The sequence below is a fragment of the Chimaeribacter californicus genome (assembly GCF_002858675.1).
Classification (GTDB): Bacteria; Pseudomonadota; Gammaproteobacteria; order Enterobacterales; family Enterobacteriaceae; genus Chimaeribacter; species Chimaeribacter californicus.
The window spans coordinates 16,840-43,587 of sequence record NZ_PJZF01000015.1 but is presented as its reverse complement, the minus strand read 5'-3'; the positions used below and the strand labels follow the sequence as shown (position 1 = coordinate 43,587).

Below are 26,748 nucleotides of genomic sequence, written 5' to 3'. Positions count from 1 at the left end.
TTCCTGTGCGTATGGTCTGCCCTGACCTTACCGCAGATTCGGCGACGCGGCGAGAGGCAGGCAACGGGGCCGTCATTAAAGATAAAAGTATGTTGTAACTATTAATAAGCACGTGGATTCCCGATTGATTAGCCCGGCTGGGGAAAGGTTTCCCCGGCCGGGCCGGACACGCTTTATTCTGCGGCGGAATGTTTCCCGCTATTACGCTGTTCAATCGCCTGCGTCACGGCCTGCAGCAAGGCCGGAATATCCATTTTCGGCAGGATGACCTCAATCAGCGCCAGCTTATCCGCTGCCGAGGCCTGTGCCAGTGCATCATGCAGTTGCGCGGTATCTGCCGCTTGCAGCGCCATAACCTGCCCGTCGCGGCTACCCAGCGCCTGCGGCAGGTGCGTCCAGTTCCATTGCGCGATATCGTTATAACGCTGCCGGGGGCCATGGATCGCCCGTTCCACCGTGTAACCCTGGTTATTGATGATGAAAATCACCGGCTTCAGGCCATCGCGGATCATTGATCCCAGCTCTTGCGCGGTCAGTTGGGCCGATCCGTCACCGATCAGTAACACCACCCGGCGATCGGGCTGGGCAACCTGTGCGCCAAACGCCGCCGGCAGCGTATAGCCAATCGACCCCCACAATGGCTGAACCACCATCCGGCACCCTTCGGGCAGCGTGAGCGCGGCCGCGCCAAAGCAGGCGGTGCCCTGTTCGGCAATCAGGATGTCGCCCGGCCGCAGGAAAGCCTGTATCGCCTGCCAGAACGCCGGTTGATCAAACCTGCCGGACGCTGAAGGCGGCAGCGCGGGCCGCGTCACCGGGACGCGCCGCCAGCGCGGCCGGTGCCGGGCAACCACCTGCTGCAATGCGGCCAGCGCTTCTGCCATCGGCACCTGATTAAACACCTGCGCGCCTACCCGTGCCTGGAACGGTTGCAGGTTGATGGTTTTTTCCAGCGGCAACTGCTGGCTGAACCCGGCGGTGATGGTGTCGGTGAATTTTACTCCCACGGTAATCACTGCGTCCGCGCCCTCCAGCGTAGCACGCACCTGCTCATCACTGGCGGCCCCGGCGTAGGTGCCGGTAAAGGCCGGGTGTTGCTCATTCACGACGCCTTTGCCCAGCAGCAGCGTGCTGTGCGGCAAGCCGCACTCCGCCAGCCAGCGGTTCAACGCATCGCCCACACCAAAACGGTCAGCCAGGAAATCAGCTAATATGGCCGCGCTGCCCGCCCGGCTCAGCAAGGTATCAGCGGCCGCGGTAAACGCTGCCAGCGCCTCCGGCGAGCATTCGGCCTGACGCCGTGCCAGCGGCAGCGGCGGTGCGGCCAGGGGCGCGGCGGCCACGTCACTCGGCAGCAGCAGGTAGCCGGGGCGGCGCTCATGCAGCACGGTGGTAATCACCCGGTCAATCTCTGACTGCGCGTTCTCTGCCGTCAGGCGCGCCTGCGCGATCGTGACTTCCTCTGCCATGCGGGCAAAATGGCCGAAATCGCCGTCGCCCAGCGAGTGATGCAGCCACTCCCCGCGTTGCTGGGAAGCGAGCGGCGGCGCGCCCACCACATGGACAACCGGCACATATTCCGCATAACTGCCGGCCGTGCCGTTAATGGCACTCAGTTCACCCACGCCAAAGGTGGTCAGCAAGGCACCGGCCCCTCGACAGCGCGCGTAGCCGTCTGCCGCATAAGCGGCATTCAGCTCATTGGCACAGCCAACCCAGGTGATGCCCGGATGATCAATCACATGATCCAGGAATTGCAGATTGTAGTCGCCCGGCACGCCAAACAGGTGCTGAACCCCTACCTCAGACAACCGTGCCAAAAGATAATCACCCACCGTAACCTTTTCACTCATCGCTCACCCTGCCCTTTCAGTTTTATCCAGCATTAAGTATTGCCGATGACCCGGAGGCGGCGAATCTTATCCGGTGATAATGCTGGCAAGCGGGCGTTACAGCCCTGCACCATTAACGTACCGTTGCCGGGCCGGATAAGCGCAGTTAATGGCCGGCCACCTAAGCCGACACACAGGGTTTACGCAGACACAGGGGTCTAAGCCGGCAGCACAGGGGAAGTTGTGATCCTGCCAACGGCACCCGGTTGTGTAACCGTCTACACTACAGTGCAACTTTTCTCTCACTGATAAGGGAATACTATGGTGTACCACGCCAGCCCGGCACGTTATGAAAGTATGGAGTACCGCCGTTGCGGCCGCAGCGGCCTGAAGCTGCCCGCCGTCTCTCTCGGCCTGTGGCACAATTTTGGCGATACCACGCTGCTGGAAAACAGCCGCCAGCTATTGCGCCGTGCGTTTGACCTTGGCATCACGCATTTTGACCTGGCCAATAACTACGGCCCGCCGCCCGGCTCCGCAGAGCTGAATTTCGGCCGCATTCTGAAAGAGGATTTCCTGCCCTATCGGGATGAGCTGATTATTTCGTCCAAAGCCGGGTACACCATGTGGGATGGCCCCTATGGTGACTGGGGATCAAAAAAGTACCTGGTTTCAAGCCTTGATCAGAGCCTGCGCCGTATGGGGCTGGAGTATGTGGACATTTTCTACCACCATCGCCCCGATCCCGACACGCCGCTGGAAGAGACCATGGCGGCGCTTGATCTGCTGGTGCGCCAGGGCAAGGCGCTGTACATCGGCCTGTCAAACTACCCGGCGGAGCGCGCGCGCCAGGCGTTTGAGATCCTGAATCAATTGGGCACCCCTTGCCTGATCCACCAACCGAAATACTCTATGTATGAACGCGGGATTGAGGCACAACTGCTGGATACGCTGGCCGAGCACGGTGTCGGCTCCATCGCGTTTTCGCCGCTGGCCGGCGGCCAGCTGACCGACCGTTACCTGCACGGTATTCCGGAAGATTCACGCGCCGCCAGCGGCAGCCGTTTCCTCAACCCGGAACAGCTGACGGAAGAGAAACTGGCACAGGTGCGGGCGCTGAATGCGCTGGCACAACGGCGCGGGCAGAAGCTTTCGCAGATGGCGCTGGCCTGGGCGCTGAGGGGCGATCGCGTGACCTCAGTGTTGATCGGGGCGAGTAAAACCAGCCAGATTGATGATGCGGTGGGCATGCTGCAAAACCGTGACTTTAGCCCGCAGGAGCTGGAAGAGATCGAAAAAATTCTGATGTAACCGCTTACCCTACCTGCCGGCCTTAACCGCCGGCAGGCCCTTTTCTGTCCCCCTCCGCCATGTTATTTTTTCTCCATAATTGCTCCATTTTGACCGCCTTTGTCAGTAAACTGTTAAGACTGGTAAATGATTCAAAATGACCTGTTATCCGATAGTGATTAACAGTGATTGGTCGTATATCTATGACACCCACTGAGGTGGTCCGGAGGATAATAAGAATGGTTAAACTAAAAACACTTTTGCTGAGCGCACTTTTCATTACCTTGTTACCCGCAGTATTACCTGCCAAGGCAGATAATCTGAGCGTACGGATGCCCGGCTTCTCGCTTTCTATCGGTGATCGCGACCGCCACGGCAACTACTGGGACGGCGGCCGCTGGCGTGACCGCGGCTGGTGGGAACGCAACCATCATCGCCCTTACCGCCACTATGGCCCGCGTTTTTATGGGCCGCCGCATGGACATGCCTATGGGCATGACCGCCGCCGGGGTTACGAGCGCGGCTTTGAGCGTGGCTATGAACGGGGTTATGAGCGCGGCGGCCGGGATAGTCACCATGGCCGTGACTGGCGCTAGTTAACAGAATAAGAACACACAGCAATAAAAAAGGCAGGCCAATTGGCCTGCCTCTCTTTTTTCACCGGCATGTTACATGATCATGCTGACCAGCAGATACCCGTTCAGGCCAATCACCACCAGCACAATGATCCGACCCAGATTCTGCATCAGCGGCGTGTTGGTCATGTCACCCATTAGTTCCCGGTTACCGGTAAAAGAGAGCAACGGCAGCAGAGCCAGCGCAATACCAAAACTCAGCAGCACCTGGCTCATCACCAGAATTTTAGTGGCGTCCATTCCGGCGATAATCACAATAAATGACGGCAGCATGGTTACCACGCGGCGTACCCAGAGCGGGATATAAAAGCGCACAAAGCCCTGCATCACCACCTGCCCTGCCAGCGTACCCACGACTGTTGAGGAGAGGCCGGCGGCCACCAGGCTCAGGCCGAAGATGGTGGCAGCCGCATGGCCGAGCAGCGGCTCCAGCGTCAGGTAGGCCTGATCCAATTCACTGATGCCGCTGTGCCCGCTGAAGTGGAACGCAGCGGCCGCGGTGGCCATCATCGCCAGGTTAACAAACCCGGCAATCGTCATGGCGATGGCTACATCCAGCTTGGTGGAGGAGTAGCGGTCAGATTTGGAACTGGAACCGGAACGCTGGGTCAGCGAGGAGTGCAGGTAAATGACGTGCGGCATAATCGTGGCACCCAGCACCCCGGCAGCCAGATAAACGGCTTCAGCCCCCGGCAAAGACGGCAGCGCCATGCCCTTCACCAGCTCGCCCATTTTAGGTTGTGAGAAGAACAGCTCTACAATGTAAGCGGCAGCCACGAACAGCAACAGCCCGCCAATTACCCACTCCAGCGGTTTCTGGCCGCGGCGCTGAATGGCCAGAATGATGAAAGTCGCGATGCCGGTAAGTACCGCGCCCTGCAACAGCGAAACGCCGAGCAACAGCTTGAAGCCGATCGCCGCGCCGATAAATTCAGCCAGGTCGGTCGCCATGGCGATGATTTCCGCCTGCACCCAATAGGCCCAGACTGCCGGGCGTGGGAAACGGTCGCGGATATGTTCTGCCAGGTTTTTGCCGGTTGCGATGCCGAGCTTGGCAGAAAGCAGCTGAATCAGCATGGCCATCAGGTTGGCCCAGACCACCACCCAGAGTAATTTATAACCGAACGAGGCTCCTGCCTGAATGTTGGTGGCAAAGTTACCCGGATCGATATAGCCAATCGCGGCGATAAAGGCCGGCCCCATCAAAGAAAGTTTAATTTTTCTGGACGTGCGGCTGGTACCATCAGCGCGACTGTTCAGCATAGCGTGTAACCCTTAATCATTGTGTGCTTACCTGTCATCTTCAGGTAAATGAGAATCGTTATCAAGCGCATCCCTGGTGCTTGTGCTTATTTCTATGATAGGCCACAGCGATAAAGGAAGATGTGCCAGAGGAGTTGCCGCCATAGAGTCCCCTGCTTTTTGAAGGTTTTACCGATGTAAAATCAGTCAATCCGGCAAAATTCAGCGCGTATTACCGCAATTAATAAAACTAGCATAGATATTCACCTGACACATGAATTTCTTAACATCTTGATATTTCATGGCGAAATGCGCGAATTGATTGATTTCATGGGCATGAATTTTTATATTTGCAATGGATGTCTCGTTTTTAATGTCGCCGTTACATAAAATGACCCCCGAAATATTGCCTGCCTCAAATTTGGAGCACACATGTCCCGAATACTGCACTTTGTGTTAGCGTTGGCTGTGGTCGCTGTTCTGGCTATGCTCGCCAGCCGCGATCGCAAGAACATCCGCTTACGTTTTATCGCACAGTTACTCGTTCTTGAAGTCCTGCTTGCCTACTTCTTCCTGAATTCAGAAATTGGTTTAGGATTCATTCAGGGTTTCGCTAACTTCTTTGATAAGTTGCTTGGTTTTGCCGCTCAGGGCACCGATTTTGTTTTCGGTGGCATGGGCGACAAGGGCCTCGCCTTCTTCTTCCTGAAAGTGCTCTGCCCGATCGTCTTCATTTCTGCCCTGATTGGTATTCTGCAACACATCCGCGTGCTGCCAATCGTGATCCGCTGGATTGGTACCGTGCTCTCCAAAATCAACGGCATGGGTAAACTGGAGTCGTTTAACGCCGTCAGCTCCCTGATCCTGGGTCAGTCTGAAAACTTTATTGCCTATAAAGATATTCTCGGCAAAATGTCTGAAAAGCGCATGTACACCATGGCCGCGACCGCGATGTCCACGGTGTCGATGTCGATCGTCGGCGCGTACATGACCATGCTGGAGCCAAAGTATGTGGTGGCAGCGCTGGTGCTGAACATGTTCAGTACCTTTATTGTGCTGTCGCTGATTAACCCGTACAAAGTGGAAGGCGAGCAGGATCTGCAGCTCGGTGAGCTGCACAAAGGGCAGAGCTTCTTTGAGATGCTGGGTGAATATATTCTGGCCGGCTTTAAAGTTGCGATTATTGTGGCAGCGATGCTGATCGGTTTTATCGCGCTGATTTCCGCCATCAATGCCCTGTTCAGCACCCTGTTCGGCCATAGCTTCCAGGAGCTGCTGGGCTATGTCTTCTATCCGTTTGCCTGGGTAATGGGCGTGCCTTCCAATGAAGCATTGCAGGTCGGCAGCATCATGGCGACCAAGATGGTCTCTAATGAGTTCGTCGCTATGATGGATCTGCAGAAGATTGCCGCTACCCTCTCCCCACGTTCTGAGGGCATCCTGTCGGTGTTCCTGGTCTCCTTTGCCAACTTCTCCTCTATCGGGATTGTGGCTGGTGCGATCAAAGGGCTGAATGAGCATCAGGGTAATGTGGTGTCCCGCTTCGGCCTGAAGCTGCTCTACGGCTCTACGCTGGTGAGCGTGCTTTCTGCGTCTATCGCGGGCCTGGTACTGGGCTAAGGCTATTTCTCTGCTAAAAAGGCGCTGCGGCGCCTTTTTTAATGCCCGCAATCTGGCCGTCAGCGCAGTAAATAACGCAGGGAGCAGCTGCGAAGGCAGAGACTCACAGGGGAGGTACAGAAAAGACCGGGAATGTGAAAATACAGAAATGAGAAATACAGATAGCAAAAAACCGGCCTGAGCCGGTTTCTTAAATTTGGTGGAGCTAGACGGGATCGAACCGTCGACCTCTTGCATGCCATGCAAGCGCTCTCCCAGCTGAGCTATAGCCCCACAGATGTGGTCACACAGGATTTTCAGGACGGGTGTGAACGTCCTTAACCAACTTTTCTGGGAAGAAAGTTGGTGGAGCTAGACGGGATCGAACCGTCGACCTCTTGCATGCCATGCAAGCGCTCTCCCAGCTGAGCTATAGCCCCGTATCAACACAACATGTCGTGTGGACGGGGCGCATAATATGAAACCCACCAGATCCTGTCAACGGCTAAATATCATAATTAATTCAAGCGTTGAAAAAGCAGCCAACGTCATACCGGGGGGACGATCGCCTCGCCAGAAAAGCGGTGTCCTGAATGCGCTGCGGTTGCCGTCTGTGGCAATGCCCGGCTGCCGCGCTGGCTGGCTGTTGATGCGCCAGACAAAAGGCAACCGCACATATTGCAACATATTAAGATCATGAAGTTAGAGGCAGTTTAAAAAAATGTTAGCAAGGGTAGCAAACCCGCTTGTTTTGAGATAATTCTCATACTAGACTTCCCGCGCCTTTATCATAACTTTTACATCCGGGTTACACATGTCATTGCACACACCAAAAGAAATTGCCTTACTTGCCGTTCAGGCGGGTGTGGTGAAAAGCCGTGCCTCCATCCTGAATCTGCTTATTCTGGGCTTTATGGCCGGGGCCTTTATTGCGACCGGTTTCCTGCTTGATCTGCACGTTATCGGTACCTTGCCGCCGCAGTGGGGCTCCTTTGGCGGCCTGCTGGGGGCAGCCGTGTTCCCGGTCGGGTTAATTCTGACCGTGCTGGCCGGGGGTGAGTTGCTGACCGGTAACATGATGACGATGCCGATTGCCTGGTTCTCACGCCAGATCAGCGGGCTGGCCATTCTGCGTAACTGGTTCTGGGTAACAATTGCCAACCTGCTGGGCAGCCTGGCGGTAGCCTACTTCTTCGGCCATATGCTCGGCATGACGGAAGGGGCATTCCTGGCGAAAACCGTCTCTATTGCGCAGGCGAAAGTGAATGCTGACTTCCTGCACGCGTTTATCTCCGGCATCGGCTGTAACTGGCTGGTCTGCCTGGCAGTGTGGCTCTCCTTCGCCAGTAAAGAGATGGGCGGGAAGGTGATTGGCATGTGGTTCCCGGTGATGGCGTTTGTGGCCATCGGCTTCCAGCACGTTGTGGCGAATATGTTCATTATCCCGGCGGCTATTTTTGCCGGCGCGATGAGCTGGGCAGATTACTTCCCGAACTTCGTGGCGGTATTCCTGGGCAACGCCGTGGGCGGTGCAGGGTTTGTTGGCCTGATCTACTTCCTGGCTTACCGCCCTGGTGCCGAGATCAAACAGCTTCAGAGCTGATCTTTCCCCCTCTTGCACCCCTCCCCTTCACTGCCCGCACCTGCGGGCAGTTTTCTTGTGATCCAGATCGCGCCTTTTTTCAATCCCATCAATCCTGTTAGTGAATCATGTAAAATAACCTACTTACGATAACCGTTAATTTCACCTCATCAGGGAAGCATGATGAACGACGAATGGATCACCCCAAAAGAGCTGGCACAGAAGACCGGCTATACCGAGCAAAGCATTAATCAGCGGGCCGCCAAAGAGAACTGGAAAAAACGCCGCCGCCCCGGTGTACAAGGTGGCCGGGCCCATGAGTTTGCTTTGGCAAGCGTAGCCTCTTTTCTCGCCCAAAGCCGCTCAGCACAGGAAGATCCTGCGCCTTACCTTGCGTCCTCTTCCCAGCCGCGGGACATCTGGATCGCGACGTTTGCCCGCCTCAACCGCCGTGAAAAGCATCTGATTACTCAATTCATCTTACGTGAAGGCATCACCGGAATGATGAAAAAGCTGGGGCTGGACGATCTGTCCGATGACATGCCGCAGGAGTAACCGCTGCCGCTGTTTTTCAGCGGAACAACGCCCATAAAAAAGGCCGGTAAGTCTCCTTACCGGCCTTGCTGTTTCTGAAGAGAGCTTATTGCTGCGCTTCGCGCTCCGCAATATAAGCCAAAGCCTGATCGATACGCGCCAGGGTACGGCGCTGACCAATGGCATGCACCGTGACATCCATGCCCGGCGACTGGCCGGCACCGGTCACGGCCACACGCAGCGGCATACCAACTTTGCCCATACCGACACCCAGCTCATCCGCCGTGCCCTGGATCGCGTCATGCACGCTGGCTGGCGTCCACTCGGTCAGCGCGGCCAGTTTTGCTTTTACCGCTTCCAGCGGCTGGCGGGCGACCGGGCGCAGGTGTTTTTTCGCAGCGTCCGCATCAAACTCGCTGAAATCTTCGTAGAAGTAGCGGCAGGCTTCGGCCATCTCTTTCAGCGTTTTGCAGCGCTCGCCCAGCAGGGTCACGATCTCAAACAGCTGCGGGCCGTTGCGGGTATCAATGCCCAATTGCTCCACGTGCCACAGCAGGTGTGTCGCCACGTACTCCGGCGGCATCGCGTTGATGTAGTGATGGTTCAGCCACTGCAATTTTTCCGTGTTGAACGCACTGGCAGATTTATTGATCGCTTCCAGGGTAAACAGGGATTTCATCTCTTCAATAGAGAAGATCTCCTGATCGCCGTGGGACCAGCCGAGGCGCACCAGGTAGTTCAGCAGGGCTTCCGGCAGGTAACCGTCATCCCGGTATTGCATGACCCCAACCGCACCGTGGCGTTTGGAGAGCTTTTTGCCGTCATCGCCGAGGATCATGGAGACGTGCGCGTACTCCGGCACCGGCGCGCCCAGCGCTTTCAGGATGTTGATCTGGCGCGGGGTGTTGTTGATATGGTCTTCACCGCGGATGACGTGGGTAATTTCCATGTCCCAGTCATCGATCACCACGCAGAAGTTGTAGGTCGGCGAGCCGTCGGTGCGGCGGATGATCAGGTCATCCAGCTCGAGGTTGCTGAACTCAATCGGCCCGCGGATCTTGTCATCAAAAATAACGGAGCCGTCCTGCGGGTTACGGAACCGCACCACGCACGGCTCATCAGCAGCATGATGTTCATGGCTGTCACGGCAGCGGCCGTCATAACGCGGTTTTTCACCGTTGGCCATCTGGGTTTCACGCAGCGCTTCAAGACGCTCTTTCGAACAGTAACATTTGTAGGCGGTGCCCTTTTCCAGCATCTGGTCAATTACCGCGTTATAGCGGTCAAAGCGTTTGGTCTGGAAGTACGGGCCCTCATCCCAATCCAGGTTCAGCCAGTTCATGCCGTCCATGATTGCGTCAATGGCCTCCTGGGTGGAGCGTTCCAGATCGGTGTCTTCGATACGCAGTACAAACTCGCCGCCCAGGTGGCGGGTAAACAGCCAGGAGTAGAGGGCAGTACGGGCGCCGCCAACATGCAGGTAGCCGGTCGGGCTGGGGGCAAAACGGGTTTTGATTTTCATGGGGAACACAGCCTTATTACGCAATGCAGCCGACGCGGGCCACAGCTTGCTCGGAAAGAACCAAAAAGTGGGCAACATTCTACCACTCCATCCCGATTCCTCAACGCTCAACGCCCCCGCCTTTCGCTCATTCATCAAAGATATGCATAAAATCGCAGCAGCATTGCTGATAAATATTGCATCCTGATTACTTTTGCGGCGAACGATTATTTTCTCCGGAAAAAGCGTTGACTCACTTTGAACTATCCCTATAATGCGACTCCATCACGACGGGGGCGATTAGCTCAGTTGGTAGAGCATCTCCTTTACACGGAGGGGGTCGGCGGTTCGAGCCCGTCATCGCCCACCATCTTACAGGTGGCTCTGTTGTGATAAACAGTGTGATAAAGAGTAGTGTGATAAAGAGTTTTAAGCAGTAAACAGCAGTGACAGATGGGCGATTAGCTCAGTTGGTAGAGCATCTCCTTTACACGGAGGGGGTCGGCGGTTCGAGCCCGTCATCGCCCACCATCTTTCACGTAGTTTACTGAACAAAGAGTTACGGCATTCAGAAGTGGGCGATTAGCTCAGTTGGTAGAGCATCTCCTTTACACGGAGGGGGTCGGCGGTTCGAGCCCGTCATCGCCCACCACTTCTGCAGGCCACACACTAAAGCAGTAAAAATACGCAGTATCTGATGGGTCGTTAGCTCAGTTGGTAGAGCAGTTGACTTTTAATCAATTGGTCGCAGGTTCGAATCCTGCACGACCCACCATCAGTTAAAGAATAACGTTGCAGTACGGACGTGAAGGATAACAACGCAACGCGTTGGCCCGAAGGGCGAGGTCGAAGACCGAGTCATCCTGCACGACCCACCATCAATAAAGAAGTACACGTAGTACCCTGTTTGAGAAATGGGCGATTAGCTCAGTTGGTAGAGCATCTCCTTTACACGGAGGGGGTCGGCGGTTCGAGCCCGTCATCGCCCACCATTTCTCACCTCTCGTTTTACCCTCCTTGTTTAATACTCCTTTGTTTTACCTGATACCCAATCTGTCTCCCGCTATTCCTTTTATTTTCTATGCCCTGCCTGATTCGCCCCTCGCCTGCGCCTCATTGGCTTTCGTCTGACGAGAGTGTAAAAAATTCGAAAGGATGATAAAGGGCTGAAGTACGTCGCCGATACCCAATAAGCCCGCGTTCCGGGCAATCACTTAATAATGAGGTAATTATGACGACTATCAGCGCATCAGGCTCCGCATCAACCCAAAGTACCAGCGCGTCTTCTTCCAGCGATCCGGCCCAGCAAATTGCACAGCTGAACAAACAAGTTCAGAAACTGACCCAGCAGGTCAAGGATTTGAGCACCTCTTCTGAGAGCAGCGACGAAATCCAGAAACAAAAAGATCTGCTGCAAGCCCAGATTGCGCAGTTGCAGGCCCAGATTGCCCGCCTGGAAGCGCAACAGGCGGAAGCGGCTCAACAAAAGCAGCAGGCTGCACAGACTAAATCTGCTGATACCAGCAACGCACGCGTTGAAGGGGTGAACCGCCCAAGCGCCACTAACCAGATCGACATCTACGTTTAACCGCCCTGCTCTGGCGGTAGCCCTGAAACGCATCGGGCACGGCATAATGCCGTGCCCGATGGCGCCATAACTTTCTATGACGGTTCAGCTGCGTTTCAGCGGCCTGACCAGCCCTTCCAGGCCTTCCATACGAATCGCCAGCGTCAGTTGCATCAACTGGCCCAGCTTGCCTTCCGGAAAGGCCTCTTTGCGGGCAAACCACAGCAAATACTCTTCCGGCAGATCGATCAGCATCCGGCCCTGATATTTACCAAACGGCATCGGCGTAGTGGCAATCGCCACCAGATCCTCTTTCTCCATCATGCAGAGGCATCCAGCAAGCGGATCATTTCGGCCTCATCAATCACCTCAATGCCCAGTTCCTGCGCTTTCGCCAGCTTCGACCCGGCCGCTTCACCGGCGATCACCAAATCGGTTTTCTTCGAGACACTGCCGCTGACTTTGGCACCCAGCGCCGTCAGCCGGTCTTTGGCCTCATCGCGTGACAGCAAGGTCAGGGAACCGGTCAGCACCACGGTTTTACCGGCGAACGGGCTGTTGATCTCTTCAGGCACAATCACCTGCACCTCCGGCCAATGGATACCGATGGCCGGGTCAAGCAATTCATCAATCACCTGCTGATTATGCGTCTCTTCGAGGAAGTTACGCACATGCTTTGCCACCACATCACCGACATCCTGCACGCTTTTCAGCGCGTCCAGATCGGCCGCTTTCAGGGCCTCCACCGAGCCGAAATGCGCCGCCAGGTTGGCCGCCGTAGCCTCACCGACTTCCCGGATACCGAGCGCATAGAGGAAGCGTGCCAGCGTGGTCTGCTTCGCCTTTTGCAGCGCATTCACCAGGTTCTGCGCAGATTTCGGCCCCATGCGATCCAGCCCGGTCAGCTTGCCGGCCGTCAGGCGGAACAGATCGGCCGGGGTTTTGACGTACTCTTTCTCCACCAGCTGATCGATGATCTTATCGCCCATGCCGTCCACGTCCATCGCCCGGCGCGAAACAAAGTGCTTGAGGGATTCTTTGCGCTGCGCGCCGCAGAACAGGCCGCCGGTACAGCGGGCCACCGCCTCACCCTCTACGCGCTCTACGTCCGAACCGCACACCGGGCAGGTAGTGGGGAACGTTACCTCACGCACCTGCTCCGGCCGCTCGCTCATGACCACACCCACCACCTGTGGGATGACATCCCCGGCGCGGCGTACAATAACGGTATCGCCGATACGCAGGCCAAGCCGTTCTATTTCATCGGCATTGTGCAGCGTGGCGTTACTGACCATCGCCCCGGCCACCAGCACCGGCTCCAGCCGCGCTACCGGGGTGATCGCGCCGGTACGCCCTACCTGGAACTCCACATCCCGCACGGTCGTGATCTGCTCCTGGGCGGGAAACTTAAAGGCGATGGCCCAGCGCGGGGCGCGGGCCACAAAGCCCAGTGCCTCCTGAAGATCCAGCGAATCGACTTTGATAACGACGCCGTCAATGTCGAAGCCCAGGGTGGCGCGGGTTTCCTCTACATGGCGGTAAAACGCCAGTACCTCTTCACTGCCGTTGCATAAGCGGATGCGATCGCTGACCGGCAACCCCCAGTCGCGGAACTGCATCAGGCGTGCCCAGTGGCTGCGCGGCAGCTCCCCACCTTCCAGTGCCCCGACGCCGTAACAGAAAAAGGTCAGCGGGCGTTTGGCGGTAATGCGCGGATCAAGCTGCCGCAGTGAGCCGGCCGCCGCGTTACGCGGGTTAGCGAAGACCTTGCCGCCGGTGCGCCGCGCTTCGTCATTCAGCGCTTCAAACCCTTTTTGCGGCATAAAGACTTCGCCGCGTACTTCCACCCGGCGGGGAATGTTCTCCCCCGTCAGGCGCAGTGGAATGGCTCGAATAGTGCGCACATTGGCAGTAATGTTCTCGCCGGTGGTGCCGTCGCCGCGCGTGGCGGCCCGTACCAGTTCGCCATCCTCATACAGCAGGCTGACGGCCAGGCCATCAAGTTTCAGTTCACAGCAAAACGTCAGGGTATCCGCGCTTTTCAGCCGGTCCTGCACCCGCTTGTTGAACGCCAGATAGCTGTCTTCATCGAACACGTTATCCAGCGACAGCATCGGCACGTCGTGGCGCACCTGTTCAAAGGCGGTCAGCGGGGCCGCCCCGACCCGCTGGGTGGGCGAGTCAGCGGTAATCAGCTCCGGATGCGCGGTTTCAAGCTCGCGCAGTTCGCGCATCAGCCGGTCATACTCCGCATCCGGAATTTCAGGGGCATCCAGAACGTGATACTGGTATTCGTGATGGCGCAGTGAGGTCCGCAGCTGATTGATTTTTTGATTGATCGGTTCCATTGGCTCACCATTAGAGGATAAAAAACCCCCGGCATGCGGGGGTTTAGAGAGGAAGGGACGGTGCCTGACCCAGGCCGTTCAGGGCCGTCAGGCCGTGGCCTCCAGCACTTCGCGGATGCGGGCTTTATAGGTTTCCAGCTTCTGCGGCGTCATCATGCGGCGCTCATCGTCCAGCACCACGCCACCGACATCATCCGCAATACGCTGCGCAGATTGCAGCAGCAATTTAAAGTTCTGATTGGCATCACCATAGCACGGCACCATCATAAACATGGTAACGCCCGGCGTGGAGAAGTCCGCCATGGTGTCCGGGTTAAAGGAGCCGGGTTTCACCATATTCGCCATGCTGAACAGCACCGGGCCACTGCCGGCCGGGCTCAGATGACGGTGGAAAATGTTCATCTGGCCAAACTGGAAACCGGCCTGCAACACGCTCTGCAACAGCACTTCGCCGTTGATCACGCCGCCCTGATGGGCCGCAACGTGCAGTACCAACACCGTTTCTGTCAGTTTTTCTTTCGGCGGCGCAGGTGGTGTAACCGGCTCAGCCGGTTTTTCAGGCGCGGCCGGGGCAGGTGCAGGCCGCGCAGCAGCAGGAGCGGCCGACGGGGCAGCACCAAATGCCGGCAGATCGTCCTCGTCATCGTCTACCGGCACAAACGTATGAACCGGTTCGCGTTCCTGTACATCACGCTGACGCGTGACCGGCGCAGTCACCGGCTCCGCAGCGGAATAACCACCCAGCAAAGGATCATCGCCTTCAGGCGCAGGCGGTTGTGGCGCACGGGCCTGAGGCTGAGGGGCCGGTTGCGCCGGCGCGCGGGGTTGCGGTGCCGGCTGCGGCGGAACAGGGCGGCGTGCAGGCGGAACGTCCGGGGCATCAAATTCACCCAACTCCGGTTCGTCATGCGGATGCGCAGGGCGTACCCGGACATCACCTACCCCATCGTCCACTTCATCATCGGCCGGGGCACTGTTACGCTCTTTTTTGCTTCGTTTAGCCGGGCGATCGCGGAAAAGGGATGAGCGTTCCTTGCGGCTGGTCCACAGACCATGCAATAACAACGCTATTATGGCGATCGCGCCAACAACGATTAATATCAGACGCAAATCCTGCATCATTGCTATCTCTGGTTGCTTTTATACATTGCCACCGCAGCCTGGTTGCCGCGGAAAACATTCATTCTAGTAACTCTATTTGCCCTCGTACACAAGTGCAAGTATTGACTCTGTTTTCCCGGCATAAACATGAGCGACCACCCTTTTTTTGCTGTTTTTTCCAGCAATTGGCCCCTAGCCAGCTGAAAATCATCCCGATATGATAGCCGGGCCGATTTTCCACGTTGAGATGTTCCTTTCATGCCTGCACCACGACACGCGCCAGATGGGGCTAACGGGTTCCATTATGTGGCCGAGGGATGGCGCCTGCTCTCCCTGCCCGGTATCAAACGTTTTATCATTATTCCCCTGCTGCTCAATATCGTGCTGATGGGGGCCGCCTTCTGGTGGCTCTATACCCGGCTCGACAACTGGATACCCGCGCTGATGGGCCATGTGCCTGACTGGTTACAGTGGCTGAGCTACCTGCTGTGGCCGCTGGCCGTTATCTCCATTGTGCTGGTGTTCAGTTACCTGTTCAGCACCGTGGTCAACTGGATTGCCGCCCCGTTTAACGGCTTGCTGGCTGAACAGCTCGAAGGGCACCTGACCGGCACCCCGCTACCGGACAGCGGCCTGGTGGGCATCCTGAAAGATCTGCCGCGGATCATGAAGCGGGAGTGGCTGAAACTGGTGTATTACCTGCCGCGTGCCCTGCTGCTGCTGGTGCTCTACTTTATCCCCGGTGTGGGCCAGACAGTGGCCCCGGTGCTGTGGTTCATCTTCAGCGCTTGGATGCTGGCGATCCAGTATTGCGACTACCCGTTTGACAACCACAAGATCAGTTTTGCCGAGATGCGCCGGGCGCTGCGCCGCCATAAAGTCGACAATCTGCAGTTCGGCGCGCTGGTCAGTGTGTTCACCATGATCCCGCTGCTTAACCTGTTCATTATGCCCGTTGCCGTCTGCGGCGCGACGGCTATGTGGGTTGACCGTTACCGCACCCCGGGCGGTGAAATCCGCCGTTGATTCCTGCCTTTTCCGGGGAGTTTTTCTCCCCGCCTTTCTCTTGTTATTGTGACAAAAACATATTTCCTAATAACATATAGATATACCAATTCCTTACTTCCTTGTGGGAAACGTTAGCGTATGCTCGTGGCGTTCCCCAAAATTTTCAACCAGTTAAAGGACGGGTTATGAGCAAGATCTATGAAGACAACTCTCTGACAATCGGCCATACGCCGCTGGTACGTCTTAACCGTATCGGCAATGGGCGTATCCTCGCCAAAGTCGAATCGCGTAACCCGAGCTTTAGCGTCAAATGCCGTATTGGCGCCAACATGATTTGGGATGCGGAAAAGAAAGGCATTCTGACCAAAGACAAAGAATTGGTAGAGCCCACCAGCGGTAACACCGGGATTGCGCTGGCCTATGTGGCCGCGGCACGCGGCTATAAACTCACGCTGACCATGCCGGAAACCATGAGTGTGGAGCGCCGCAAATTGCTGAAGGCGCTGGGTGCCAATCTGGTGCTGACCGAAGGTGCCAAAGGCATGAAAGGGGCGATTGCCAAAGCAGAAGAGATTCAGGCGTCTGACCCGGAGCGCTATCTGATCCTGCAGCAATTCAGCAACCCGGCTAACCCGGACATCCATGAAAAGACCACCGGCCCGGAAATCTGGGAAGACACTGACGGTGAAGTCGACGTGCTGATCGCAGGCGTGGGCACCGGCGGCACCATTACCGGTGCAGGGCGCTTCCTGAAAAGCAAGAACCCGGCGATTACCCTGGTGGCGGTAGAGCCGACCGACTCACCGGTGATAAGCCAGACGCTGGCGGGCGAAGAAGTTAAACCCGGCCCGCATAAAATTCAGGGCATCGGTGCCGGGTTTATTCCGGGCAACCTGGATCTGGAACTGCTTGATCGCGTATCGAAAATCACCAACGATGAATCCATCAGCATGGCGCGCCGACTGATGGATGAAGAAGGCATTCTGGCAGGGATTTCATCCGGGGCGGCGGTTGCGGCAGCGGTCAAACTTTCAGAAGAAGCAGGGTTTACCGATAAAACCATTGTGGTTATCCTGCCCTCTTCCGGTGAGCGCTACCTGAGCACGGCATTGTTTGCAGATTTGTTTACAGAAAGTGAGCTGCAACAATAGTGCCACAAGCCTGGCAACGTTGAAAAAAGCACCCTCCGGGGTGCTTTTTTGTGGGCTGCATCAAAGTTTGCACTACCTGAAGATTGCTTTTGACCACCAGGTCTAGTATTTAAGCGAGCAATTATTTCGATGCGCAAAATTAATCCGGGCCCAACTGGCATCGTTGCTGAATCGGTTTACCTGTTTGTTACAATCCGGACAAACACGGCATAATGGGGCGCGGATTGGAATCGCCCCGCACCGGGGTTTTATTACCGTGCGGCCCTGCGTTTCCTGTAGCATCAAAGCTTGCCCCTGACCTCGTCAGGCGCTATCAAACAGGCTAAAGTTGGCCGCGTAAGCTAAACTTTAGCTCCACAACATTAATCCAATAAGTTGGGGAAACATAATGTTCCAGCAAGAAGTTACTATTACCGCTCCGAATGGCCTGCACACTCGCCCTGCTGCACAATTTGTCAAAGAAGCAAAAGGTTTTGCCTCTGACATCACTGTCACCTCCAACGGCAAAAGCGCGAGCGCTAAGAGCCTTTTCAAACTGCAAACCCTGGGTCTGACCCAAGGCACCGTAGTGACTATCTCTGCTGAAGGCGAAGACGAGCAGAACGCAGTTGAGCACCTGGTAAAACTGATGGCTGAGCTCGAATAAAAAAGCCCGTCTTTATTATTAACATCAGTCAAGAGTAAGGTAGGGTTATGATTTCAGGCATTTTAGTATCACCGGGTATCGCTTTCGGTAAGGCTCTTCTGCTGAAAGAAGATGAAATTATCATCGACCGGAAAAAGATCTCTGCTGATCAGGTTGATCAGGAAGTCGAACGTTTCCTGGCGGGCCGGGCAAAAGCCTCTGCCCAACTGGAAATCATTAAAACCAAAGCCGGCGAAACCTTCGGGGAAGAGAAAGAAGCGATCTTCGAAGGCCACATCATGCTGTTGGAAGACGAAGAGCTTGAGCAGGAAATCATAGCCCTCATCAAAGATGAGCATGCCTCGGCTGACGCTGCCGCCTATTCTGTGATCGAGACCCAGGCACATGCCCTGGAAGAGCTGGATGACGAATACCTGAAAGAGCGTGCGGCGGACGTACGCGACATCGGCAAACGTCTGCTGCGTAATATTCTCGGCATGACGATTGTTGACCTCGGCTCCATTCAGGATGAAGTCATCCTGGTGGCGACCGACCTGACGCCTTCTGAAACCGCGCAGCTGAATCTGAACAAGGTGCTGGGTTTCATTACCGACCTGGGCGGCCGTACCTCCCACACGTCCATCATGGCGCGCTCCCTGGAGCTGCCGGCGATTGTGGGCACCAGCGACGTGACCAAACAGGTTCACAACGGCGACTATCTGATTCTGGACGCCGTCAATAACAAGATTTATGTCAACCCGACCGCTGACGTCATCGACGAGCTGAAAGCGGTACATAACCAGTACGTGACCGAGAAAAACGATCTGGCGAAGCTGAAAGACCTGCCGGCCATCACCCTTGACGGCCATCAGGTAGAAGTCTGCGCTAACATCGGTACCGTGCGGGACGTTGCCGGTGCTGAACGTAACGGTGCGGAAGGCGTTGGCCTCTACCGTACTGAATTCCTGTTCATGGACCGTGACTCCCTGCCGACAGAAGAAGAACAGTTCCAGGCCTATAAAGCGGTGGCAGAAGCGGTGGGTTCTCAGGCTGTTATCGTGCGCACCATGGACATCGGCGGTGACAAAGACCTGCCGTACATGAACCTGCCGAAGGAGGAAAACCCGTTCCTCGGCTGGCGCGCTATCCGCATCTGCCTGGATCGCAAAGAGATTCTTCATGCCCAGTTGCGCGCTATCCTGCGTGCCTCTGCGTTCGGCAAACTGCGCATTATGTTCCCGATGATCATCTCGATTGAAGAAGTGCGCGAGCTGAAACAGGAGCTTGAGCTGCTGAAAACGCAACTGCGTGATGAGGGCAAAGCCTTTGACGAAACCATTGAAGTGGGCGTGATGGTGGAAACCCCGGCTGCGGCCGCGATTGCACACCATATGGCTAAGGAAGTTGACTTCTTTAGTATTGGGACAAACGATTTAACCCAGTATACTCTGGCGGTAGATCGTGGCAATGAGCTGATTTCTCATCTCTACAACCCAATGTCACCGGCTGTTCTGACGCTTATTAAGCAAGTGATTGATGCATCTCATGCTGAAGGCAAGTGGACAGGCATGTGCGGCGAGCTAGCAGGCGACGAACGTGCTACACTGCTGTTATTGGGCATGGGATTAGATGAATTCAGCATGAGTGCTATTTCGATCCCACGCATCAAGAAAATTATTCGTAATACGAACTTCGAAGATGTGAAGGCGTTGGCCGACGAAGCACTTGCTCAGCCGACGGCGCAAGAGTTGATGAACCTGGTGAACAAGTTCATCGAAGAGAAAACACTCTGCTGATTCCGCTGCGTGGAACGCCGCCCAAATTAATGCTTAGGAGAAGATCATGGGTTTGTTCGATAAACTGAAATCACTGGTTTCTGATGACAAAAAAGAGTCGGGCATGATTGAGATCGTTGCCCCGATTTCTGGTGAAATCGTCAATATTGAAGATGTGCCTGATGTCGTTTTCGCGGAAAAGATTGTGGGTGATGGTATTGCAATCAAACCTGCGGGCAACAAAATGGTTGCCCCGGTAGATGGCACCATCGGCAAAATCTTTGAAACCAACCATGCTTTCTCAATCGAATCCGACAGTGGCATTGAGCTGTTTGTGCACTTCGGTATCGATACCGTGGAACTGAAAGGCGAAGGCTTCAAACGCATCGCCGAAGAAGGCCAGCGCGTTAAGAAGGGCGACGTGGTTATTGAGTTCGATCTGCCGCTGCTGGAAGAGAAAGCCAAGTCTACCCTGACGCCGGTAGTGATCTCTAACATGGACGAGATCAAAGAACTGATTAAACTTTCCGGCAGCGTTACCGTGGGTGAAACCCCGGTTATCCGCATCCGCAAGTAATCGGCGTTTCCGCTTTAGCGGTAAACAGCAACAAAAACGGCACCTTCTGGGTGCCGTTTTTCTTTATGCTGCTTTCGCAGTCCATGATGCTGCTCTCGCAGGCTATGCCATTATTGCCACTGCGGGATCCGCAGGGTAATCACCAGGCCATGCGGCGAGACGTTGTGCGCTTCGACCTGCCCGTGATGCGCCAGCACCACTTTACGGGTAATCGCCAGCCCTAACCCATACCCCTTCCCGGAAAGCGGGGACTTCACCCGTACAAAGGGGTCAAAAATGCTGGAGAGTTTCTCTTCTTCCACGCCCGGCCCCTGATCGGCCACTTCAATCTGGTAATAGACGTCCGATGCCCGCAGGGACACAGTCACAGTTTGCCCTTGTGCCGAGAAGCGCAGCGCATTACGCACCACGTTATCCACTGCACGGCGAATCAGCTCAGCGTTACCTTTGACGGTATACTCACGCTCCTCATCCGCGTTCAGCGCAATATGAACGCCCGGGATCTGCGCCTCATAGCGCGCATCGTTGACCACCGCCTCCACCAGCCCCAGCAGGTCGAAATACTCTTCGTCCGGCATGGTGCTATTCTCAGCGCGTGACAGCGCCAGCAGCTCGCCTATCATCTTGTCCAACCGCCCGGCTTCATGTTCAATGCGTTGCAGCGAATTCTCCACATTCACCGGATTCTGCCGCGCCAGCCCGATGGCCAGTTGCAGGCGCGCCAGCGGCGAGCGCAGCTCATGCGACACATCATGCAGCAGCTCCTCACGCGCTTTTACCAATACCTGTAACCGCTCGGCCATCGCATCAAAATCCCGCGCGACCATCGCCAGCTCATCATGGCGGCGGCGCATCCGCGGGAACAAGCGCACCGAGAGATCGCCCTGAGAAACCTGATCAAACGCCCGGCGGATTTGCTGCAAGGGCCGGGTCAGGTTCCAGGCCAGCACCGCACTGAACAGCAAACCGCCCAGCGCGCCAATCCAGAACAGCGGTGCCGGCATATGCAGAATGTCACGCGGGCGGCTGTGGTGATACTGGTCCATCAGGCCACGCACGTTATAACGCAGGCGGTAACCCTGCCCATCCGGCCCCTGCACAAAAGCGACAATCTGCGCCGGCTCCACGCCCGGCTCCATGGTATCCAGTGAAGCTCCGGGTGCGGGCAGCATTGCCCGCGTCACGGTAAAGAATTGTTTATCGTTGTCCGGCCAGTCAGTCATCATCGCTTCCAGCGCCGGCAAGCCGCCGCTTTCCAGCGTGGAGATGGCTGAGGTCATCTGCAATTTCACGAAACGTCGCGCCAGCCCGCTTTCCGGCGGCTCATGGTGATTGCCGTAAAAGCTGAACACCACCCAAAGCACCTGAGTCATGATGACGAAGGTGAACCAGAATCCCAGCAGGATTTTCCAGAACAGGCGGCCGCGCATGTTGTTATTTAATGCGATAGCCAATGCTGCGTACCGTTTCGATGGTGAGGGTCTCGCCGCCCGGCAGGGCAGCCAGCTTCTGGCGGATATTGCTGATATGCACATCCACGCTGCGGTCATAGGCCTCACGCGGGCGGCCGAGCCCTTTCTCTGACAGTTCATCTTTTGACACCACGCGCTCCGGCGAGCGCAGCAGCAGCTCCAGCAGGTTGAATTCTGACGCCGTCAGGTCAAAGACCTGGCCGCGCCACTCGCTGGTGCGTGTCGAGGGGTTGAGCGTCAGGAAACCGTAACTGACCGGTGCGGAGTCAGACGCCACCTCCGGCTGCTCCTCAAAGCGGCGCAGCACCGCACGCAGGCGGGCCACCAGTTCACGCGGGTAGCAGGGCTTCGGCATATAGTCATCCGCGCCCATTTCCAGCCCAATCACACGGTCGATGTTGTCACCTTTGGCCGTCAGCATGATGATCGGCAGGCGGCTGTTTTTACGCACCTGCCGCAGCACATCAATGCCGCTCATGTCCGGCAGCATAATATCGAGGATCATCGCGGTGTATTCGCCGGAGAGCGCCCCATCTACACCGGCTTTGCCGGTCAGCACCAGCGAGGCGTCAAACCCCTCGGCAATCAGGTACTCACTCAACATGGTGCCGAGTTCGAGATCGTCATCGACTAACAGAATTTTCATTTTTTGGACCTTATACGCATAGATTGCTCATTTTTACCCCGTTGAACGGGCTACGCAGCAGCATTTACTGTTTTTTTACACATTATCCCACCCCTGTATCGCGCCCAACGCCGGTGCAGAGTAAATTACTCCTTTGCTCGCTTTTTCTGTTGCTGACGAATTTTTACCTCTGAAACAAGGAACCGCTGGATGATGGCGCCGCACACCGAAGGACGATCCCCATTTTTCACCCGCCGCACAATACTGGTTATCCTGGTTCTGCTGATTATAGCTGCCGCCGGCTACGCTGCCTTCCACCGCCCTGCCCCACCTGCCTATATCACCGCCACGGTCACGCAGGCGGATCTGGAGCACACCGTGCTGGCAGACGGCACCATTGAGGCGCAGAAGCAGGTCAGCGTCGGGGCGCAGGCCTCCGGCCAGATCAAGGCACTGCATGTGGCCCTGGGGGATAAAGTCACTGCCGGGCAACTGATCGCGGAAATTGATGACCTGACCCAGCAGAACAGCCTGCGTGATGCCCAGGCCGCGCTGAAGAATGTACAGGCGCAACATGCCGCCCGGCTGGCCCAGCTGCGTAATGACCGGCTGACCTTCAGCCGGCAGAAAGATATTCTGGCGCGCGGCGTCGGGGCGCAGGCGGACTATGATGCCGCCCGCGCGGCGCTGGAAGGCACCGAGGCAGAGCTGAACGCGCTGGAAGCGCAGATTGTACAGGCGCAAATCGCCGAGAACACTGCGCAGGTAAATCTGGGCTATACCCAGATCCGCGCACCCATGGCCGGCACCGTGGTGGCGATCCCGGTCGAGGCCGGGCAAACGGTGAACGCCGTGCAGAGCACGCCGACCATCATCAAAGTCGCCGATCTCGACACCATGACCATCAAGGCGCAGATCTCCGAGGCAGATGTGGTCAACGTGCGTACCGGCATGCCGGTCTACTTCACTATTCTCGGCCAGCCGGGCAAGCGCTATCAGGCTACGCTGCGCGCGGTGGAACCGGCACCGGATTCCATCAATGATGAGAGCAGCAGCGCCCTGACCGGCACCAGCAGCAGCAGCACCACCAGCGCCATCTACTACAATGGGCTGTTTGATGTCGCCAACCCGGAAGGCGTGCTGCGGATCTCCATGACCGCGCAGGTTTACATTGTGCTGGCCGCCATCAAAGACGCCGTGGTCGTGCCGGCTACCGCGCTGCACCGCGCCGGCGATCGCACCACGGTGCAGGTGGTGGATGCGCAGGGTGAGGCGCACGAACGCCAGGTCACCGTGGGCCTGAACAACAATGTGCAGGCGCAGATTACCGCGGGCCTGAAGGTGGGGGAAAAGGTGGTGGTTAACCCGCTCGGTGACGCCGCCCCGGCTGCCGCCGGTGGGAGGTCATGATGAGCGTTGCCCGCCCGTCCGCCCCGCTGCTTGAGCTGACCGGCATCCGCCGGGAGTTTATGGCCGGTGAACAGCGCATTACCGTGCTCAAGGGCATCAACCTGTCGATTCAGGCCGGGGAAATGGTGGCGATTGTCGGTGCCTCCGGCTCCGGTAAATCAACCCTGATGAACCTGCTGGGTTGCCTCGACCAGCCCAGCGCCGGGGAGTACCGGGTGGCCGGGCGCGCCACCCGCGATCTCAGCCGCGACCAACTGGCCGAACTACGGCGTGAGCATTTTGGTTTTATCTTCCAGCGCTACCACCTGCTCAGCGACCTGACGGCACTGGGCAATGTCGAGGTGCCGGCGATTTATGCGGGTACCCGGCACGATCTTCGCCGTCAGCGGGCGGCCGCGCTGCTGACCAGGCTGGGGCTGGCGGAGCGGCTCGATTACCGTCCGAGCCAGCTCTCCGGCGGCCAGCAGCAGCGGGTCAGTATTGCCCGGGCGCTGGTGAACGGCGGCGAAGTGATCCTGGCGGACGAACCCACCGGCGCGCTGGATACCCACAGCGGGCAGGAGGTGCTGGCGATCCTGAAAGATCTGCACGCCCAGGGCCACACGGTGGTGATCGTCACCCATGACATGCAGATCGCCCGGCATGCCGAAAGGATCATCGAGATCAGTGACGGCGAAATCATTGCGGACCGCGCCAACCCGCAGCCCCCGGTCACCCCGGCGCAGGCTGTCATGGATGAGGCGCCGCCTGCTGCAGCCGCCTCACGCTGGCGGGCGCAGCGTGACCGCTTCAGCGAGGCGTTCAAAATGGCGTTGCTGGCGATGGCCTCCCAACGGCTGCGCACCTTTCTGACCATGCTCGGCATTATTATCGGCATCGCCTCGGTGGTGTCGGTGGTGGCGCTCGGCAAAGGCTCTCAGGAAAAAATCCTGGCGGACATCAGTGCCATGGGTACCAGCACGCTGGAGGTGTTCCCCGGCAAAGACTTCGGCGACATGCGCTCCGCCTCCATCCAGACGCTGCGCGCCACCGATGCCGACGCCCTGCGGCGGCAGGCGTACGTACACAGCGTGACGCCCACGGTCACCACCAGCACCACCCTGCGCTTCGGCAGCGAATCCGTGACCGGCACGGTCAGCGGCGTCGGTGAGGAGTTCTTCGTGGTACGGGGTTACCGCATGGCGCAAGGCATGGCCTTCACCCGCCAGAGCGTCGACCAGCTGATGCAGGAAGCGGTGATCGACACCAACACCCGCAATAAGCTGTTTGTACGCGGCGAAAACCCCCTCGGCCAGGTGATCCTGCTCGGCAACCTGCCGGTGCGGGTGATTGGCGTGGCGGCGCAGAAACAGGGCGGGTTCGGTACCAGTGAAAGCCTGAATGTCTGGATCCCCTACAGCACCGCCATGGGGCGGATGCTGGGCAAAACCTACCTCAGCAGCATCACGGTACGGGTCAGTGACAACGTGGATCTCAGCGCGGCCGAGCGTGGCATCACCGCCCTGCTGGAACAGCGCCACGGCACCAAAGATTTCTTTGTAATGAATACCGACAGCATCCGCCAGACGATTGAAAGCGCCACCAACACCCTGGCGCTGCTGGTGTCGATGATTGCGGTAATCTCGTTGATCGTGGGCGGGATTGGCGTGATGAATATCATGCTGGTGTCGGTGACGGAACGCACCCGCGAAATCGGCGTGCGGATGGCGGTAGGCGCGCGCGCCGGGGACATCCTGCAACAGTTTTTGATTGAAGCGGTGCTGGTCTGCCTGCTTGGCGGCATTATCGGCGTGCTGCTGTCACTGGGGATCGGGGTGCTGTTCAGCCAGTTCAACAGCCCGTTCCGCATGATCTACTCACCGTTCTCGATTGTGGCGGCATTTGTCTGCTCCAGCCTGATCGGCATCCTGTTCGGCTTCTTCCCGGCGCGCCGGGCGGCGCGCATGGACCCGATTCACGCGCTGGAGCGGGAATAGAACAGTCATCGTCAGCCGAAAATGCCGGTGGAGAGGTAACGGTCGCCGCGGTCGCACACAATCGCCACCACCACGCTGCCGGGGTTTGCGGCAGCCAGGCAGAGCGCACCGGCCACTGCGCCGCCGGAGCTGACGCCGCAGAAAATCCCCTCCTGCTGGGCCAGCGCGCGCGTGGTCTGCTCCGCCAGCGTCTGGCTCATGTCGATCACTTCATCCACCAGTTCCGGGCGGTAAATGCTCGGCAGGTAGGCGGCAGGCCAGCGGCGGATGCCGGGGATGCTGCTGCCTTCCGCCGGTTGCAGGCCGATGACCCGTACCGCCGGGTTCTGCTGCTTCAGGTAGCGGCTGACGCCGGTGATGGTGCCGGTGGTGCCCATGCTGGAGACGAAGTGGGTGAGCCGCCCGCCGCTCTGCTGCCAGATTTCGGGGCCGGTGGTGGTGAAGTGCGCCAGCGGGTTGTCCGGGTTATTGAACTGATCGAGCACAATCCCCTGCCCCTGTTGCGCCATCTGCCGCGCCAGATCGCGTGCGCCTTCCATGCCGCCCTCGCGGCTCACCAGCAGCAGCTCAGCGCCGTAGGCGCGCATCGCCGCCTGCCGCTCGGCACTCATGTTCTCCGGCATCAGCAGCTTCAGCCGGTAGCCTTTCATCGCGGCAATCATTGCCAGCGCAATGCCGGTATTGCCGCTGGTCGCTTCAATCAGCGTGTCGCCGGGGCGCAGCTCGCCGCGCTTTTCCGCCTGCTGGATCATAAACAGGGCGGCGCGATCTTTCACCGACCCGGCCGGGTTATTGCCCTCCAGCTTGACCCAGACTTCGCTGGTCAGGCCGTCGGTCAGGCGTTGTAATTTGATGAGCGGCGTATTGCCGATGCAGTGTTCCAGCGTGGTCACAATCG

The 26,748-nt window shown here is 57.4% G+C and carries 23 protein-coding genes and 7 tRNA genes; 18 read left to right on the top strand and 12 right to left on the bottom strand.

The genetic code is table 11. The features are described from left to right. Positions 1 to 173: 173 nt before the first annotated feature. Positions 174 to 1,853 (bottom strand): alpha-keto acid decarboxylase family protein, encoded by a 1,680-nt coding sequence (locus tag CYR55_RS16000; RefSeq protein ID WP_101817364.1) that lies wholly within the window; start codon positions 1,851 to 1,853, stop codon positions 174 to 176. A gap of 300 nt (positions 1,854 to 2,153) precedes the next feature. Here CYR55_RS16000 and mgrA point away from each other — a divergent pair, with 300 nt between their 5' ends. Both mgrA and CYR55_RS15990 read left to right on the top strand, forming a co-directional pair. After that, on the top strand, positions 2,154 to 3,143 hold the full coding sequence (gene mgrA, locus CYR55_RS15995; protein ID WP_101817363.1) for an L-glyceraldehyde 3-phosphate reductase: 990 nt from the start codon (positions 2,154 to 2,156) through the stop codon (positions 3,141 to 3,143). Positions 3,144 to 3,361: 218 nt separating this feature from the next. After that, entirely contained in the window at positions 3,362 to 3,718 is a 357-nt protein-coding gene (locus CYR55_RS15990; protein ID WP_101817362.1) for a DUF2502 domain-containing protein, read from the top strand. Between the two features lie 72 nt (positions 3,719 to 3,790). Here the strand turns inward: CYR55_RS15990 and CYR55_RS15985 are convergent, their stop codons facing one another. Continuing rightward, positions 3,791 to 5,020: an Nramp family divalent metal transporter gene (locus CYR55_RS15985; protein WP_101817361.1), complete on the bottom strand. Its 1,230-nt coding sequence runs from the start codon at positions 5,018 to 5,020 to the stop codon at positions 3,791 to 3,793. A gap of 411 nt (positions 5,021 to 5,431) precedes the next feature. On the opposite strand from CYR55_RS15985, the gene CYR55_RS15975 reads away from it, so the two are divergent. After that, positions 5,432 to 6,619: a NupC/NupG family nucleoside CNT transporter gene (locus CYR55_RS15975; protein ID WP_101817359.1), complete on the top strand. Its 1,188-nt coding sequence runs from the start codon at positions 5,432 to 5,434 to the stop codon at positions 6,617 to 6,619. Between the two features lie 197 nt (positions 6,620 to 6,816). Here the strand turns inward: CYR55_RS15975 and CYR55_RS15970 are convergent. From CYR55_RS15970 to CYR55_RS23600, 3 genes are all read right to left on the bottom strand, one after another. Further along, positions 6,817 to 6,892: transfer RNA gene (locus CYR55_RS15970), tRNA-Ala, on the bottom strand. Between the two features lie 70 nt (positions 6,893 to 6,962). Next, a tRNA-Ala gene (locus CYR55_RS15965) sits at positions 6,963 to 7,038 on the bottom strand. 58 nt (positions 7,039 to 7,096) lie between these two features. Continuing rightward, positions 7,097 to 7,285: a hypothetical protein gene (locus CYR55_RS23600; protein WP_165699614.1), complete on the bottom strand. Its 189-nt coding sequence runs from the start codon at positions 7,283 to 7,285 to the stop codon at positions 7,097 to 7,099. A gap of 127 nt (positions 7,286 to 7,412) precedes the next feature. On the opposite strand from CYR55_RS23600, the gene CYR55_RS15955 reads away from it, so the two are divergent. Further along, positions 7,413 to 8,201: a formate/nitrite transporter family protein gene (locus CYR55_RS15955; protein ID WP_101817358.1), complete on the top strand. Its 789-nt coding sequence runs from the start codon at positions 7,413 to 7,415 to the stop codon at positions 8,199 to 8,201. A 159-nt stretch (positions 8,202 to 8,360) separates the two neighbouring features. Beyond that, positions 8,361 to 8,735, top strand: coding sequence for a YfeC-like transcriptional regulator (locus tag CYR55_RS15950; RefSeq protein ID WP_101817357.1), 375 nt, complete (start codon positions 8,361 to 8,363; stop codon positions 8,733 to 8,735). Positions 8,736 to 8,820: 85 nt separating this feature from the next. Here CYR55_RS15950 and gltX read toward each other — a convergent pair whose 3' ends face one another. Next, complete coding sequence (gene gltX / locus CYR55_RS15945) at positions 8,821 to 10,236, bottom strand: glutamate--tRNA ligase (protein WP_101817356.1); 1,416 nt, start codon at positions 10,234 to 10,236, stop codon at positions 8,821 to 8,823. Between the two features lie 273 nt (positions 10,237 to 10,509). Between gltX and CYR55_RS15940 the strand changes: the two genes are divergently transcribed. The 6 genes from CYR55_RS15940 (at position 10,510) to CYR55_RS15915 (ending at position 11,803) form a co-directional block, all read left to right on the top strand. Next, a tRNA-Val gene (locus CYR55_RS15940) sits at positions 10,510 to 10,585 on the top strand. 85 nt (positions 10,586 to 10,670) lie between these two features. After that, positions 10,671 to 10,746: transfer RNA gene (locus CYR55_RS15935), tRNA-Val, on the top strand. 45 nt (positions 10,747 to 10,791) lie between these two features. After that, positions 10,792 to 10,867, top strand: a tRNA-Val gene (locus tag CYR55_RS15930). A 47-nt stretch (positions 10,868 to 10,914) separates the two neighbouring features. Then, positions 10,915 to 10,990 (top strand) — tRNA-Lys (locus CYR55_RS15925). A 141-nt stretch (positions 10,991 to 11,131) separates the two neighbouring features. Next, a tRNA-Val gene (locus CYR55_RS15920) sits at positions 11,132 to 11,207 on the top strand. 239 nt (positions 11,208 to 11,446) lie between these two features. Then, positions 11,447 to 11,803 carry a FlxA-like family protein gene (locus CYR55_RS15915; protein ID WP_101817355.1) on the top strand — a complete coding sequence of 119 codons (357 nt, stop codon included), beginning with the start codon at positions 11,447 to 11,449 and terminating at the stop codon, positions 11,801 to 11,803. 84 nt (positions 11,804 to 11,887) lie between these two features. Here CYR55_RS15915 and CYR55_RS15910 read toward each other — a convergent pair whose 3' ends face one another. The 3 genes from CYR55_RS15910 to zipA all read right to left on the bottom strand — a co-directional run bounded on the left by CYR55_RS15910 (position 11,888) and on the right by zipA (position 15,252). Next, complete coding sequence (locus CYR55_RS15910; RefSeq protein WP_072933189.1) at positions 11,888 to 12,103, bottom strand: DUF3820 family protein; 216 nt, start codon at positions 12,101 to 12,103, stop codon at positions 11,888 to 11,890. Continuing rightward, complete coding sequence (ligA, locus tag CYR55_RS15905; RefSeq protein WP_101817354.1) at positions 12,103 to 14,130, bottom strand: NAD-dependent DNA ligase LigA; 2,028 nt, start codon at positions 14,128 to 14,130, stop codon at positions 12,103 to 12,105. The genes CYR55_RS15910 and ligA overlap by 1 nt, the downstream gene beginning before the upstream one ends. 87 nt (positions 14,131 to 14,217) lie before the next feature. Next, the gene (zipA, locus tag CYR55_RS15900; RefSeq protein WP_101817353.1) at positions 14,218 to 15,252 is read right to left on the bottom strand and encodes a cell division protein ZipA; all 1,035 of its coding nucleotides are present in this window, start codon (positions 15,250 to 15,252) and stop codon (positions 14,218 to 14,220) included. A gap of 237 nt (positions 15,253 to 15,489) precedes the next feature. Between zipA and cysZ the strand changes: the two genes are divergently transcribed. From cysZ to crr, 5 genes are all read left to right on the top strand, one after another. Continuing rightward, positions 15,490 to 16,257 carry a sulfate transporter CysZ gene (gene cysZ / locus CYR55_RS15895; protein WP_101817352.1) on the top strand — a complete coding sequence of 256 codons (768 nt, stop codon included), beginning with the start codon at positions 15,490 to 15,492 and terminating at the stop codon, positions 16,255 to 16,257. A 167-nt stretch (positions 16,258 to 16,424) separates the two neighbouring features. Then, complete coding sequence (gene cysK / locus CYR55_RS15890) at positions 16,425 to 17,390, top strand: cysteine synthase A (RefSeq protein WP_101817351.1); 966 nt, start codon at positions 16,425 to 16,427, stop codon at positions 17,388 to 17,390. Positions 17,391 to 17,778: 388 nt separating this feature from the next. Next, complete coding sequence (ptsH, locus tag CYR55_RS15885; RefSeq protein ID WP_072933123.1) at positions 17,779 to 18,036, top strand: phosphocarrier protein Hpr; 258 nt, start codon at positions 17,779 to 17,781, stop codon at positions 18,034 to 18,036. Positions 18,037 to 18,083: 47 nt separating this feature from the next. Then, positions 18,084 to 19,811 carry a phosphoenolpyruvate-protein phosphotransferase PtsI gene (gene ptsI / locus CYR55_RS15880; protein ID WP_101817350.1) on the top strand — a complete coding sequence of 576 codons (1,728 nt, stop codon included), beginning with the start codon at positions 18,084 to 18,086 and terminating at the stop codon, positions 19,809 to 19,811. Between the two features lie 46 nt (positions 19,812 to 19,857). Then, positions 19,858 to 20,367, top strand: a complete 510-nt coding sequence (gene crr / locus CYR55_RS15875) for a PTS glucose transporter subunit IIA (protein ID WP_072933119.1) — start codon at positions 19,858 to 19,860, stop codon at positions 20,365 to 20,367. Between the two features lie 110 nt (positions 20,368 to 20,477). Here the strand turns inward: crr and CYR55_RS15870 are convergent, their stop codons facing one another. Continuing rightward, positions 20,478 to 21,797: a sensor histidine kinase gene (locus CYR55_RS15870; RefSeq protein WP_101817349.1), complete on the bottom strand. Its 1,320-nt coding sequence runs from the start codon at positions 21,795 to 21,797 to the stop codon at positions 20,478 to 20,480. A 4-nt stretch (positions 21,798 to 21,801) separates the two neighbouring features. Continuing rightward, entirely contained in the window at positions 21,802 to 22,485 is a 684-nt protein-coding gene (locus CYR55_RS15865) for a response regulator transcription factor (RefSeq protein WP_101817348.1), read from the bottom strand. A gap of 192 nt (positions 22,486 to 22,677) precedes the next feature. Here CYR55_RS15865 and CYR55_RS15860 point away from each other — a divergent pair, with 192 nt between their 5' ends. Both CYR55_RS15860 and CYR55_RS15855 read left to right on the top strand, forming a co-directional pair. Beyond that, positions 22,678 to 23,874 (top strand): efflux RND transporter periplasmic adaptor subunit, encoded by a 1,197-nt coding sequence (locus tag CYR55_RS15860; RefSeq protein ID WP_101817431.1) that lies wholly within the window; start codon positions 22,678 to 22,680, stop codon positions 23,872 to 23,874. Next, complete coding sequence (locus CYR55_RS15855) at positions 23,874 to 25,850, top strand: MacB family efflux pump subunit (RefSeq protein ID WP_165699615.1); 1,977 nt, start codon at positions 23,874 to 23,876, stop codon at positions 25,848 to 25,850. The genes CYR55_RS15860 and CYR55_RS15855 overlap by 1 nt, the downstream gene beginning before the upstream one ends. Before the next feature lie 11 nt (positions 25,851 to 25,861). Here the strand turns inward: CYR55_RS15855 and cysM are convergent, their stop codons facing one another. Continuing rightward, a complete protein-coding gene (cysM, locus tag CYR55_RS15850; RefSeq protein WP_101817347.1) occupies positions 25,862 to 26,743 on the bottom strand; it encodes a cysteine synthase CysM in 882 nt (293 codons plus the stop codon). Positions 26,744 to 26,748: the final 5 nt, after the last annotated feature.